The organism is Achromobacter sp. UMC46 (assembly GCF_014170335.1).
Lineage (GTDB): Bacteria > Pseudomonadota > Gammaproteobacteria > Burkholderiales > Burkholderiaceae_B > Achromobacter.
Genome location: NZ_LZZS01000026.1, coordinates 212,126 through 225,387, shown reverse-complemented (window position 1 = coordinate 225,387; position 13,262 = coordinate 212,126). Strand labels below are relative to the sequence as shown.

At 66.4% G+C, this 13,262-nt stretch carries 10 protein-coding genes and 1 pseudogene; 3 read left to right on the top strand and 8 right to left on the bottom strand.

Annotated features, from left to right (window positions below; all coding sequences use genetic code 11):
- Positions 1-75: 75 nt before the first annotated feature.
- From A9973_RS19360 to A9973_RS19325, 8 genes and pseudogenes are all read right to left on the bottom strand, one after another.
- Positions 76-1,536 (bottom strand): annotated as a pseudogene (locus A9973_RS19360) (amidohydrolase family protein); the annotation flags it as partial.
- Positions 1,537-1,550: 14 nt separating this feature from the next.
- Positions 1,551-2,423 carry a MurR/RpiR family transcriptional regulator gene (locus tag A9973_RS19355; protein WP_183015314.1) on the bottom strand — a complete coding sequence of 291 codons (873 nt, stop codon included), beginning with the start codon at positions 2,421-2,423 and terminating at the stop codon, positions 1,551-1,553.
- A gap of 43 nt (positions 2,424-2,466) precedes the next feature.
- The gene (locus A9973_RS19350; RefSeq protein ID WP_183015313.1) at positions 2,467-3,465 is read right to left on the bottom strand and encodes an ABC transporter ATP-binding protein; all 999 of its coding nucleotides are present in this window, start codon (positions 3,463-3,465) and stop codon (positions 2,467-2,469) included.
- Positions 3,462-4,469 (bottom strand): ABC transporter ATP-binding protein, encoded by a 1,008-nt coding sequence (locus A9973_RS19345; protein ID WP_183015312.1) that lies wholly within the window; start codon positions 4,467-4,469, stop codon positions 3,462-3,464. Before A9973_RS19345 ends, A9973_RS19350 begins: the two co-directional genes overlap by 4 nt.
- A 2-nt stretch (positions 4,470-4,471) precedes the next feature.
- Positions 4,472-5,347, bottom strand: a complete 876-nt coding sequence (locus tag A9973_RS19340) for an ABC transporter permease (protein ID WP_183015311.1) — start codon at positions 5,345-5,347, stop codon at positions 4,472-4,474.
- 1 nt (position 5,348) lies between these two features.
- A complete protein-coding gene (locus A9973_RS19335; protein ID WP_183015310.1) occupies positions 5,349-6,290 on the bottom strand; it encodes an ABC transporter permease in 942 nt (313 codons plus the stop codon).
- A gap of 91 nt (positions 6,291-6,381) precedes the next feature.
- Positions 6,382-7,941 (bottom strand): ABC transporter substrate-binding protein, encoded by a 1,560-nt coding sequence (locus A9973_RS19330; RefSeq protein ID WP_183015309.1) that lies wholly within the window; start codon positions 7,939-7,941, stop codon positions 6,382-6,384.
- Positions 7,942-8,056: 115 nt separating this feature from the next.
- Complete coding sequence (locus A9973_RS19325; RefSeq protein WP_183015308.1) at positions 8,057-9,325, bottom strand: amino acid deaminase; 1,269 nt, start codon at positions 9,323-9,325, stop codon at positions 8,057-8,059.
- A gap of 178 nt (positions 9,326-9,503) precedes the next feature.
- On the opposite strand from A9973_RS19325, the gene A9973_RS19320 reads away from it, so the two are divergent.
- The 3 genes from A9973_RS19320 to serS all read left to right on the top strand — a co-directional run bounded on the left by A9973_RS19320 (position 9,504) and on the right by serS (position 13,103).
- Positions 9,504-10,295, top strand: coding sequence for a deaminated glutathione amidase (locus A9973_RS19320; RefSeq protein ID WP_183015307.1), 792 nt, complete (start codon positions 9,504-9,506; stop codon positions 10,293-10,295).
- Between the two features lie 78 nt (positions 10,296-10,373).
- Positions 10,374-11,714, top strand: a complete 1,341-nt coding sequence (locus tag A9973_RS19315) for a replication-associated recombination protein A (RefSeq protein WP_183015306.1) — start codon at positions 10,374-10,376, stop codon at positions 11,712-11,714.
- 42 nt (positions 11,715-11,756) lie between these two features.
- Positions 11,757-13,103 (top strand): serine--tRNA ligase, encoded by a 1,347-nt coding sequence (gene serS, locus A9973_RS19310; protein ID WP_183015305.1) that lies wholly within the window; start codon positions 11,757-11,759, stop codon positions 13,101-13,103.
- Positions 13,104-13,262 lie beyond the last annotated feature (159 nt).

The window sequence follows — 13,262 nt, the reverse complement described above, 5'->3', positions numbered from 1 at the left end:
GTTCTTGTCGGCGGTGGGGGCATTGCTCATGGACAGGCTCCTTATTGGGACGGCGTGGATGCCGGAGAAAGGGGAAGACGCCGCCGCGAAGCTTGCGCGGAGGTCGCCGTTGCGCGGCAGCCAGCGTCCGGCGCGGTCGCCGGTGGGCTGCCCCTGGTGGTACGACAGGGTGCCGTTGACCCAGACGGCTTCGATGCCGGCCGCGGTCTGCACCGGCGCGGCGAAGGTGGCGCGGTCGATGACCGTGTCCGGATTGAACAGCACCAGGTCGGCGTGATAGCCCTCGCGCACCAGGCCGCGGTCGGCCAGGCCGAAGCGGGCGGCGGACAGGCCGGTCATCTTGTGCACGGCCTGGATCAGCGGGAACAGCCCCACATCGCGGCTGTAATGGCCCAACACGCGCGGGAAGGCGCCCCACAGGCGCGGATGCGGCATCGGGTCGTTGGGCAGGCCGTCCGAACCCACCATCGTCAGCGGGTGCGACAGCACGCGGCGCACGTCGTCTTCGTGCATGTTGTGATAGACGGCGCCGGCCGGCTGCAGGCGGCGCGCGGCCTCGAGCAGCGTCACGCCCCAGTCGGCGGCAATAGCGGACAGCTTGCGGCGCGCCGCTTCGGGGTGCGGCACGGACCAGGTGATGTCGATGTCGAATTCGTCGGTGACCTGCTTCAGATCCAGCGTGGACGAACTGGCCGAATACGGATAGCAGTCGCAGCCCACATGCTGCAGGCGGCCCGCGTTCTCAAGCTTGAACAACACTTCCTTCGTGCGGCCCCAGTTGCCGGCGCCGGCGCATTTCAGGTGCGACACCACCACCGGAACGCGGGCGTGCAGGGCGATGTCGAACGCTTCCTGCATGGCTTCCAGGATGGCCGCGAATTCCGAGCGCAGGTGCGTGGTGTACAGCGCGCCGAATTCATCCAGCGCTTCGGCCAGCAATTTGACTTCGGCCGTGTCCGCCTCGATGGCGGACGCGTAGGCGAGACCCGTGCTCAGTCCGATCGCGCCATGCGCCAGCGCGTCGCGCAGCTGTTCGCGCATGGCCAGCACTTCGTCCTGCGTGGCGGCGCGGTCCAGGCGGTCCATGTGGTTGCTGCGCAAGGCCGTGTGGCCCACCAGCGCGGCCACGTTCACCGCCGGCTGCGCGGCTTCGATGGCGCGGGTGTAGTCGGCGAACGTCGGATAGTTGAAGTCTTCGCGGCCGCCCAGCAGGTTCATCGGGTCGGGCGGTTCTGCGCGCAGCGACACGGGCGATGCGCTGATGCCGCAATTGCCCACCACCACGGTCGTCACGCCTTGGGACAGCTTGGGCAGCATGCCGGGCGTGCGGATGACGTTGGTGTCGTCGTGCGTGTGCACGTCGATGAAGCCGGGGGCCAGCGCCAGGTCCTTGCCGTCGACGATGTGGCGGGCCTGCGCGCCGGGCAATGCGCCGATGGCGGCGATGCGGCCATCGGCCAGCGCCACGCTGGCGCGGTATTCGGCGCCGCCGGTGCCGTCCAGGACACGGACGTTGCCAATGAGGGTGTCGTACATCTTGGGTTCCAGGTTCAATCGCCCAGCGGCAAACGGTTCGGGCCGCCGCGGTGCTCGTCCAGCGCCAGCTTGATGCGGCGCAGGCGTTCGCGGTTTTCCTCTTGGTTCAGCATGGCCAGTTCCGTCGACAACAGGTCGATGGCCAGCATCATCGCGTAGCGCGATGCCGAGGGTTTGTAGATGAAATCGGTCTCGTCCGTGCGTATCGGCAGCACCACGTCCGCCAGCTTGGCCAGTTCGGACGTGGCGTCGGTGATGGCGACGATGCGGGCGCGGTACTGCTTGACGATGCGGGCGGCGCCGACGATTTCGGGGGTAAGGCCGGAGGCCGACAGGATCAGCACCGCATCGCGCTCGTCCAGCGTGGCCGCCACCATGCGCAGCAGCACGGCGTCGCTGTAGACGGCGATGGGGTAGCCCAGGCGCACCAGGCGCGACTGCACTTCCTGCGCCAGCACGGCGGACGCGCCGCCCATGCCGAATACATAGATCATGCGGGCGCCGTCGACGATGGCGGACGCCTGCTCGAACAAGGTCTCGGTGAAGGTGGGCAGGTGCGCGCGCAGCGTGCTTTCGATGTCGGCGTAGATGCGGGCGTAGAACGTGCTTTCCTCGGCGGGCGCGCTGGGGTCCAGGAAGCGGCTGCCCACCGTGCTGGCCTGTGCCAGTTTCATCTTCAGATCACGGGTGTCTTCGCAGCCCACCGTGCGCGCAAAGCGCGAGATCGTGGCGATGCTGACGCCGGCCTTCGTCGCCAGCTGGTCGACCGTGGCGCTGGCGCCCCACATGATGTCGTCCAGGATGGCGTCCGCGACCTTGCGTTCCGTCACGCTCAATGCGTCCCGCCGACTGCGTATCTGGTAGACGATGTCGCGGATGATGTTCATGTGGGGTTCCTGGATCAGAGCTGGGCGGGGCGAAGGTTAGCGCTTAGGCCAGCTCGGGCGCGCCGATGCGCGAACAGGCCACGAAGTGGCCCGGTCCCACGCTGACGGCTTGCGCCTCGATGGTGGCGCAGGCGTCGATGGCGTGCGGGCAGCGCGTGCGGAACACGCAGCCGGAGGGTGGATTGATCGGGCTGGGGATATCGCCTTTAAGCAGAATACGCGAACGCGGGGCGCGGGGATCCGGCACCGGCGCGGCCGACAGCAGCGCGCGGGTATAGGGATGGCGCGGCCGGGCGTAGACCTCGCTGGTGGGCCCGCGTTCCATCACGCGGCCCAGATACATCACGACGACTTCGTCGCACAGGTAGTCCACCACCGCCAGGTCGTGGGCCACGAACAGCATCGTCAGGCCCAGGTCTCGCTGCAGGTCCTGCAGCAGGTTCAGCACCTGCGCCTGCACCGAGACGTCCAGCGCGGACACGGGTTCGTCCGCGACGATGAAGTCCGGTTCCACCGCCAGCGCGCGGGCGATGCCGATGCGCTGGCGCTGGCCGCCCGAGAACTCGTGCGGATAGCGGCGGCTGTGGTCGGCGTTCAGGCCCACGCGTTCCAGCAGTTCGCCGATGCGCGCCGAACGGCGGTGCTGGGCCAGCTTATGCGTATCCAGCGCCTCGCCCAGGATCTCGGCCACCGTCATGCGGGGATTGAGGCTGGCATACGGGTCCTGGAACACGATCTGCATGCGGCGGCGCCACGGCAGCATCTGCCTTTCATTCAGCGTGGTGATGTCGTGGCCGTCGAACAGGATTCGGCCGGCGGTGGGCGCGAACAGCCGCAGCAGCGCGCGGCCGGTGGTGGTCTTGCCGGACCCGGATTCGCCGACCAGGCCCACGATGGTGTTCTTCGGCACATCGAAGCTGACACCGTCCACGGCCCGCACCACGGGCGCGTTACGCGCTTGCGAGGTCGGAAAGTGGACTTTCAGGTCTTCGATGCGGACCAGCGGGTCTTCGGCGCGCACGGTCGTTTGGGGGCTCGTCATATCGGGTTCACCTTGATGCAGCGCGCACGGTGTTCGGATTGCACGGCGATCAGCTCGGGCACGGCCGCGCGGCAGTCGTCGGCGGCCAGTTCGCAGCGCGGCGCGAACGTGCAGCCGGCCGGCAGCGACAGCACGCTGGGCACGTTGCCGGGAATGGCGCGCAGCCGTTCCCCCGAGGCAAGCAGGGCGGCGGTGGGCAGGCAGGACAAGAGGCCGCGGGTGTACGGGTGCGTGGGTTTTTCGAACAGGTCGTAGACGCCCGCGTCCTCGACCACGCGCCCGGCGTACATGACGGCCACGCGATGCGCGATCTCGGCCACCACGCCCAGGTTGTGCGTGATGAACAGGATGCTCATGTTCATCTCTTTCTGCAGCCGGCGCAGCAGGTCCAGGATCTGCGCCTGCACGGTCACGTCCAGCGCGGTGGTGGGCTCGTCGGCGATCAGCACTGCCGGGTTGCAGGCCAGCGCCAGCGCGATCATCACGCGTTGGCGCATGCCGCCCGACATCTGGTGGGGGTATTCGTTGACGCGGCGGTCGGCGGCGGGGATCTCCACGCGTTCCAGCATGTCACGGGCGCGCCGGATCGCCGCGGCGTAAGAGCCGCCCTCGTGCTGCAGCACGGCTTCGGCGATCTGGTCGCCTACCGTGTACAGCGGGTTCAGGCTCGTCATCGGCTCCTGGAAGATCATGGCGATTTCGGCGCCGCGGATCTTCTGCAGGGTGGCGGGCGTGGCGCGCGCCAGATCGTGCTGCGTGCCCTGGCGGTCGCGGTACAGGATCTTGCCGTCTTCGATGCGGCCGGCCGGCTTGGGCAACAGGCCCATGATGGACAGGCTGGTCACGGATTTTCCGGAACCGGATTCGCCCACGATGGCCAGCGTTTCGCCGCGGGCCAGATCGAAGGTGACGCCGTCCACGGACTTGGCGATGCCGTCGCGGCTGTGGAACCAGGTCTTCAGCCCTTCCACGGACAGCACGACGTCTCGGGTGCTTGCCGTCATGATTACAGCTCCTTGCGCAGGCGCGGGTCGAGTACGTCGCGCAGTCCGTCGCCCACCAATTGCAGCGACAGCACGGACAGCACGATGGCGATGCCGGGAAAGATCATGATCCAGTCGGCCGAGCCCATGTATTGCTGGCCGGCGTTGATCATGGTGCCCCAGGTGGGGATGTCGGGCGACACGCCCACGCCCAGGAACGACAGGCCGGCTTCGGCCAGGATCGCGTAGGCGAAGATGAACGTGCCCTGCACCAGGATGGGCGACACCAGGTTGCGCAGCACGTGCACGGTGACGATGCGCCAGGTCGGCACGCCCAGCGCGCGGGCGGCTTCGACGAAGGGCAGTTCGCGGATCACGAGCGTCGAGGCGCGCACGATGCGGGCCAGGCGCGGCGTGTAGACGATGCCCAGCGCGATCACGACGTTGATCAGCGAGGGCCCCAGCGCGGCCACCAGCGAGATCGCCAGCAGGATGTCGGGAAATGCCATCATGGCGTCGATCAGGCGCGACACGAACTTGTCGGCCGACCGGAAGAAGCCGGCCACCAGGCCCAGCGCGATACCCAGCACGCTGGAGACGATCACGACGGAAAAGCCCACCATCAGCGACAGCCGGCCGCCGTAGATGACGCGGCTGAACACGTCGCGCCCGAAGTCGTCGGTGCCGAACCAGTGCGCGGCGCCGGGCGCCTTCAGCCGGTTCATGATGGACAGCTTGAACGGATCGTAGGGGCTGACCCACGGCGCCAGCAGCGCGGCGGCCACCAGTACGATGATGACGATCAGGCTCAGCAGCACGGTCTTGCGCGACACCAGGAGGCGCAGCACCTGCCAGCGGTCGGCGCCGCCAGCGGATTGGGGAGAAGTTGCGATAGCCATATCAGTAGCGCACCCGGGGATCGACCAGCAGGTACAGCAGATCGATGATCAGATTGATCAGGACATAGATGGCCGCGATGATCAGCAGCGCGCCCTGGATGACGGGGTAGTCGCGGCGCAGCACCGCCGACACCACCAGACTGCCCACGCCGGGCAGGCCGAACACGGTTTCGGTCACCACGGCGCCGCTGATCAAGAGCGCGGTGGTCAGGCCCAGCACCGTCAGGATGGGGATCAGCGCGTTGCGCACGGCGTGCTTCAGGATGACTTTGCTTTCCGGCAGGCCCTTGGCGCGCGCGGTGCGCACGTAGTCGTCGCGCAGCACGTCCAGCATGCTGGCGCGGATGAAGCGGGTGATCAGCGCAGAGTTCACCAGGCCCAGCACCACGGCGGGCAGGATCAGGTGCGACAGCCGCGTGGCCAGCGACGCGTCCGGGCCGCCATAGCCCGACACCGGCAGCCAGCCCAGCTTCACCGAGAAAATCTGCATCAGCAGCAGGCCCAGCCAGAAACTGGGCACGCTGGAGGTGAACATCGAGAACGACAGCACCGATTGGTCCAGCGTGGTGCCACGTTTGACGGCGGACAGGATGCCCACCGGCAGCGCGATGGCGGTGGCGATAAGCAGCGACATCAACGTCAGGAAAATCGTGGGCTCGGCCCGGTCCGCCAGCGCCGACAGCACGGGCTTGTTCATGAAGATGGACTGGCCCAGGTCGCCTTGCGCCAGCTTGCCCAGCCACGACAGGTACTGCATGGCCATCGGCTGGTCCAGCCCCAACTGCGTGCGCAGTGCGGCGATGTCCTGCTGGCTGGCCTGCGGACCCAGCATCACGGCAGCCGGATCGCCGGGCGTGACGCGGATGATGACGAACACGATGGTCGCGACGATGAACATCACGGCCACCAGCCCGACCAGCCGGTTTAAGAGATAACGCAACACGATGGATTCCTAAAGAAACGTCGGGCGCATGACGGGTTGCGCGCGGCGGGCGATCGGGTTCTTGCGATCGCCCGCCGCGCTGGGCGCATCCTTACTTGGGGGCCTTCCAGGCGTTCCAGAAGAACGGCCACGGGGCGGGCTTGGTGCCTTGCAGCGACGGCGAGCGCGCGGCTTGGGCATTGAAGTCGCCGACCTTGACGAAGGGGATCTCGTCATACACGGCCTGCTGCACGTCGGCCCAGCGCTTGATGCGCTCTTCCTGCGTGCGCGCCTGGTTGAAGGCGTCCATCACCTGCGCGCGGCGCGGCGTGTCCCACCAGCCCGGCGCGTCCTTGGACGGAAAGTCGATCAACGCGGGCTCAGGCAGGAACACGCTGTGGGTAATGAAGATGTCCCACACGGCGGGGTCCTGGCGGCGTTGCGTCAAGGTGGCCCAATCCACGACCTGCATGTCCACCGTGAAGCCGGCGGCCTTCAGGTATTCCGCGGCTACCAGCGCCATCTTGTAATGGAACTCGTACTGCTGGCTGGTCAGGATACGGATCTTCTTGTCGGCCACGTTGGCGCTGTCCAGAAGCTTCTTGGCGGCGGCGGAATCGGCCTTGTTGTAGACCTTGCCGCCCAGCGACGTGGCCCACGGGTAGCCTTCCGGATACAGGTCGCCGTTCAGCTTGTAGAAGTCCTTGTTGCCGAAGGCGGCAAATAGCATGTCCTCTTCATTCAGCGCCAGTTGCACCGCCTGGCGCACGGCCAGGTTGGACATGATGCCTTGCTTGGTGTTGAGCACCAGGCGCGGCCAGCCGAAAGGCTTCAGCATCACCGGGTCGGAACGCCCGCCCTTGAGCTTGTCCAGCGCTTCCACGGGCAGCGAGTCGACATAGTCGAATTGGCCGGCGGCAGCAGCTTCCGAACGGGTGTTGGCGTTGCTGACCGGCACGAAGCGGATTTCGTCCAGGTACTGCTTGCGCGCGCCGCCGTAGCCGTCGGGCTCGCCTTCGCGCTGCTTGTAGCCTTCGAAGCGCACCAGCTGGATGTACTGGTCAGGCACGCGGGCCTTCAACTGATAGGGGCCCGTGCCGACGATTTCGGTCAACACCGGCGCGATCTTGCCCTTGGGCATGATGACGGCGGCGGCGTTGTTCATGGCCAGCAGCGCAGTCAACGGCGCATAGGGCTGCTTGAGCGTGATGCGGATGGTGTTGGCGTCGGGGGCTTCGATGCTGCTGATGACTTTCGCGGCACCCTTGCCGCGCGTGGCGGTCTCGGTCCAGCGCTTAAGCGAGGCCAGCACGTCGGACGAATCCATCTTGGAACCGTCGTGGAATGTGATGCCCTGGCGCAGCGGGATCGTGTAGATCAGGCCGTCGGGGGTGACGTCGGGCATCTTGTCCGCCAGCAGCGGAGTCAGGTTCCACTTGGCGTCGAAGGTATACAGCGTTTCGAAGAAATGCTGCGTCAGGATGCCCACCAGATCGGCCGTGCTGCTCATCGGGTCCAGCGTCGGCGGCTCGCCGATCGTGGCCACGGATATCGTGCCTCCCTTGACCGGCGCGGCACTCAGGGCGGGGGACGACATTGCGGTCAAGCCAATTGCGCCGGCCGCGAGCAGGCTGGTCAGCCCACCGCCTCGCCGGGAGGTACGGAAGTTCATGATTCTCTCTCCAGAGGGTCAAAAACAGGTTGTCGCGTTGTAATCAGTCAAAGCGCCGGGATCCCAGGTCTTCTTGCCCCCTCGGGCCAGGCGCGGTGCGGCGGGCAGGGGGCGTTCAGAAGAAGGTTTCGGCCACGTCGGTGACGCGGTACTGCTCGTCCACCAGCAACACCTGGCGCCACTTGTCGAACGTCAGGCAAGGGTGGGAGATATCGAAGGCGATCATGTCGCCGACCTGGATGTCGTCGCCTTCGCCGATCTGCATGAAGGCGTGCTGGTCCATCATGGCGGTCAGCTTCCACGTCCCGGGCGCGGCGGCGGGGGCATCTTGGCCGGGACGGAATCGCAGGGCGGGCGTGGGCAGGCCGGCGTCGAACGCCGCGTCGCGCTTGCCCATCGCGATGATGGCGCGGCCGGGTTCGGGCAGCGACTGCACGTAGGCCCAGACCTGCAACGCGGGCAGCAGGCCCGGTTCCATCTTCCGCGCCACGGGGTTGTGGGCGTTGATGCGTTCCGCGGCCGAACGGTAGACGCCCACGTCGTGCGACAGATAGCAGCCGGGGCGCAGCACCACTTCCAGCGGCGCGCCGATGTCCAGCTGCGAGAACTCTTCGGCCACCACGTCGAACCAGGCTGAGCCGGCGCCGGAAATGATCGCGGGGCCGCTCTTGCGCAGGCGGCCGGCGGTGGCCAGCCCGCGCAAGGCGTCGGTGGCGCGGCGCAGGAAGGCGCGGATGGCGCCTTCTTCCTGCAGCACGCCTTCGTAGACTTCGATGCCGGCCAGCGCCAGGCAGGGCCAGCGGCCGATTTCCTCGACGACCGCTTGCAGCTGCGCGTCGTCGCGCACACCCGTGCGTCCGCCGGTGGGGCCCAGTTCGATCAGCACGGGCAGGGTCAAGCCCTGTTCGCCGAAGAACTTGCCCAACTGGGCGGCATTGGCGGGGGAGTCCACAATGCAGAAATAGGTAAAGGCGGGATCTTGCAGCAGGCGGGCGATGATGGCCATGTTGGCGCGGCCCACCAGCTGATTGGCCATCAGCACGCGGCGGATGCCGTGCTGGTAGGCGGCCAGCACCTGCGGCGCAGTCGCCAGCGTGATGCCCCAGGCGCCGTTGTCGATCTGGCGCTTGAACAGGGCGGGGCTCATCGTGGTCTTGCCGTGCGGCGCCAGCTTGACGTGGTACGCCTCCATGAACTGCTGCATCCACTGCAGGTTGTGGCGGACGCGGGCCTCGTACAGCACCGCCACCGGCAGGCTGACGTCCTCGTCCAGCAGGTTCCAGTTCAAGGTCGCCACGTCGGCGGTGGTACAGGACTCGGGAAACGCGCCCAGGCCTTTGCCGTTCACGTCCAACAGGGCTGCGGGGGAGGAGGAGTTCGTCATGACGGGCGCCAGTTGTGGAAAATATTTACGTCAAAGTCTGTTTTTTTCATTATCGTGAAAGAAATTTACAAGCGGGAGCTGGGAGTTTCCCGTAGTCGGCACGCCGGGCCAGTTGGCGCGACAATAGGAAATTCCCCGGGAAACAGCCGGAAAAAACCGATCCGCACAAGGAAAAGCCATGCTGAAAGTCGCTTTGGGCCAGTTCGCCGTCAGCCGCGTCTGGGAAGAGAACGCCCAGGTCTGCGTCGACCTGATGGAGCGCGCCCGCGCAGGCGGCGCCGACCTGCTGGTGCTGCCCGAAGGCATCCTGGCCCGCGACATCACCGACCCGCAGATCGTGCTCAAGGCCGCGCAACCGCTGGACGGCCCGTTCATGACCCGCCTGCTTGAAGCCAGCCGCGGCTCATCCCTGGCGACCATGATGTGCGTGCACATTCCGACGGGCGAGGGCCGGGTCTGGAACACGCTGGTCACGCTGCGCGACGGTGAAATCGTGTCGCAGTACCGCAAGCTGCACCTGTACGACGCCTTCAACATGAAGGAATCCACCAACGTCACCCCCGGCACCGAGATCCCGCCCTTGCTGGAAATCGCCGGCCTGCGCGTGGGCCTGATGACCTGCTACGACGTGCGCTTCCCCGAAATGGCGCGCCGCCTGGCGCTGGACGGCGCGGATCTGCTGGTGCTGCCGGCCGCCTGGGTGCGCGGTCCGCTGAAGGAAATGCACTGGGAGGTCCTGGTCACGGCGCGCGCGCTGGAGAACACCTGCTATGTGGCGGCCGCCGGCGAATGCGGCGAACGCAATATCGGCTGCAGCATGGTGGTGGATCCCTTGGGCGTCGTGACGGCGCGCGCGGGCGAGGCCCCGGCGCTGGTGTTCGCGGACATCGACCCCGAGCGGCTGGCGCACGCCCGCCGCGTACTGCCGGTGCTGGCCAATCGCCGCTTCGCGCCGCCCGATTTGGCTTGAGCGGCGGGCGGCCCAGGGCTGGCGGTCATGGTGTAATACCGACTTGAACTTCTTGCTGTCTTCCCCCATCTGCTGCCAATGAGCAACGATCTCTTCGCGGCCGATCCCGCCCATCGGCCTTATGTGCCCCTGGCCGAGCGCCTGCGCCCGCGCACGTTGTCCGACGTGGTCGGGCAATCGCACCTGCTTGGCCCCGACAAGCCCCTGCGCGTCGCGTTCGAATCCGGCCGTCCGCACTCCATGATCTTCTGGGGGCCGCCGGGCGTGGGCAAGACCACGCTGGCGCGCCTGATGGCCGATGGTTTCGATGCCCAGTTCATCGCCATTTCGGCCGTGTTGGGCGGCGTCAAGGACATCCGCGAGGCGGTCACGGTGGCGCAGGTGGCGCAAGGCCAGGGACGCCGCACCATCCTCTTCGTCGACGAAGTGCACCGCTTCAACAAGGCGCAGCAGGACGCCTTCCTGCCCTATGTGGAAAGCGGGCTGTTCACCTTCATCGGCGCCACCACCGAGAACCCCTCGTTCGAGGTCAACTCGGCCTTGCTGTCGCGGGCGCGGGTGTACGTGCTGCAATCGCTCTCGCCTGAAGAACTGCAGCAACTGGTCGACCGCGCGGTCGACGCGTTGAACGACGGGCTGGAAGAGGGCGAGGCCATCCGGGTCGAGCCCGATGCGCGCGAGCAGCTGGCGGCCTGGGCCGACGGCGACGCCCGCCGGCTCATCAGCGCGGTCGAAGTCGTCGCCGAATCCGCGCAGTCCGCCGGCCGCGATTCGGTGGATGCCGCCTGGCTGGAGATCTCGCTGTCGCAAAACCTGCGGCGCTTCGACAAGGGCGGCGACGCCTTCTACGACCAGATCAGCGCGCTGCATAAATCGGTGCGCGGTTCCAACCCTGACGCCGCGCTCTACTGGTTCTGCCGCATGATCGACGGCGGCGCCGACCCCAAGTACCTGTCGCGCCGGCTGGTCCGCATGGCGGTCGAGGACATCGGCCTGGCCGATCCCCGCGCCACCGACCTGGCAGTCAACGGCGCCGACATCTATGAACGCCTGGGGTCGCCCGAAGGCGAGCTGGCGCTGGCGCAAGCCGTGGTCTACATGGCCTGCGCGGCCAAATCCAACGCCGTCTACAACGCCTACAATCAAGCGCGCCAGTTCGCGGCCGAGCACGGCAGCGCGTCGGTGCCCATCCATCTGCGCAACGCGCCGACCAAGCTGATGAAGCAACTGGGCCATGGCAAGGCCTACCGCTACGCCCACGACGAGCCGCATGGTTATGCCGCGGGCGAACAATATTTCCCTGATGGACTGAAGCCTTCCTTCTATCGGCCGACCGATCGCGGCCTGGAGGCTAAAATCCAGCAAAAGTTGGCATTCCTGCGAGAGCTGGACGCGCTGGAACGCGCCAAGAACCGGTGACGGGCCGCGCCCGTTGCTTTCCGCAACCTCACTGACATCACCATGCTAGACCCGATACTGCTGCGCAAAGACCTGCAAACCGTCGTAGACCGCCTCAAGAGCCGTGGCGTGACTTTCGACACGGAACGGTTTAACGACCTGGAATCTCGCCGCAAGGCCGTCCAGACCGAAACCGAGTCCCTGCAAGCCCGCCGCAACGCGCTGGCCAAGCAGATCGGTCAGTTGAAGGCGAAGGGCGAAGACGCCAGCGCCGTCATGGCCGAATCGCAGGCCGTGCCGGTTCGCCTGAAGCAGCTGGAAGAAGAGCTGGCCGCCTTGCAGGCGCCGCTGAACGAGCTGCTGATGTCGGTGCCGAACCTGCCGCACGCCAGCGTGCCGCTGGGCGAATCCGCCGACGACAACGTCGAAGTCCGCCGCTGGCTGCCGGGCGAAGCGGGCGCCGACGGCAACCCGCCGCCCCTGGCGTTCGAGGCGCGCGACCACGTCGCCATCGGCGAACCGCTGGGCCTGGATTTCGACATGGCGGCCAAGTTGTCGGGGGCCCGCTTCTCGTTCATGCGCGGCCCGATCGCCCGCCTGCACCGCGCGTTGTCCCAGTTCATGCTGGACCTGCAAACGGGCACGCACGGCTACACCGAGTGCTACACGCCGTACATCGTCAACGCCTCGACTCTGTACGGAACGGGGCAGTTGCCGAAGTTCAAGGACGACATGTTCGCCGTGTCCAAGGGCGGCGGCGACGACGATCCCAAGGTGGATGCCGCGGGCAATCCGTACGTGCGTGAAGACCAATACCTGATCTCCACGTCGGAAATCACGCTGACCAGCGTGGCGCGCGACACCATCCAGGCCGCCGCCGACCTGCCGCTCAAGCTCACCGCCCACACGCCGTGCTTCCGTTCCGAAGCCGGCAGCGGTGGCCGCGACACCCGCGGCATGATCCGCCAGCACCAGTTCGACAAGGTCGAAATGGTGCAGATCACGCAGCCGGACCAGTCTTACGAGGCATTGGAAGACATGGTCGGCCATGCCGAGCGCGTGCTGCAATTGCTGGGCCTGCCGTACCGCGTGGTGCTGTTGTGCACGGGCGACATGGGCTTTGGTTCGACCAAGACCTATGACCTGGAAGTCTGGCTGCCTGCGCAAAACACCTGGCGCGAAATTTCGTCGGTGTCCAATTGCGAAACCTTCCAGGCCCGCCGCATGCAAGCGCGTTTCCGCAATGCGCAAGGCAAACCGGAATTCGTGCATACCTTGAACGGATCCGGCCTGGCGGTCGGCCGCGCATTGGTGGCCGTGCTGGAAAATCATCAGCAAGCCGATGGCAGCGTGCGGGTGCCTGAAGCGCTGCAGCCTTATATGGGTGGCATTGCGGTACTGAAACCCTGACGCGTATTGTGCCTATCCTCCATTTGGCGGATAAAAAGACGGAGCCTGCGGGCTCCGTTTTTTTTTATCATGCGACATATTCTTGTCGCTTTCGCTGATTATGCTAACCGCGTGTGTGGTGGATTTTGATGTGAGCAATTGTGTATTTTTAATAAAAGG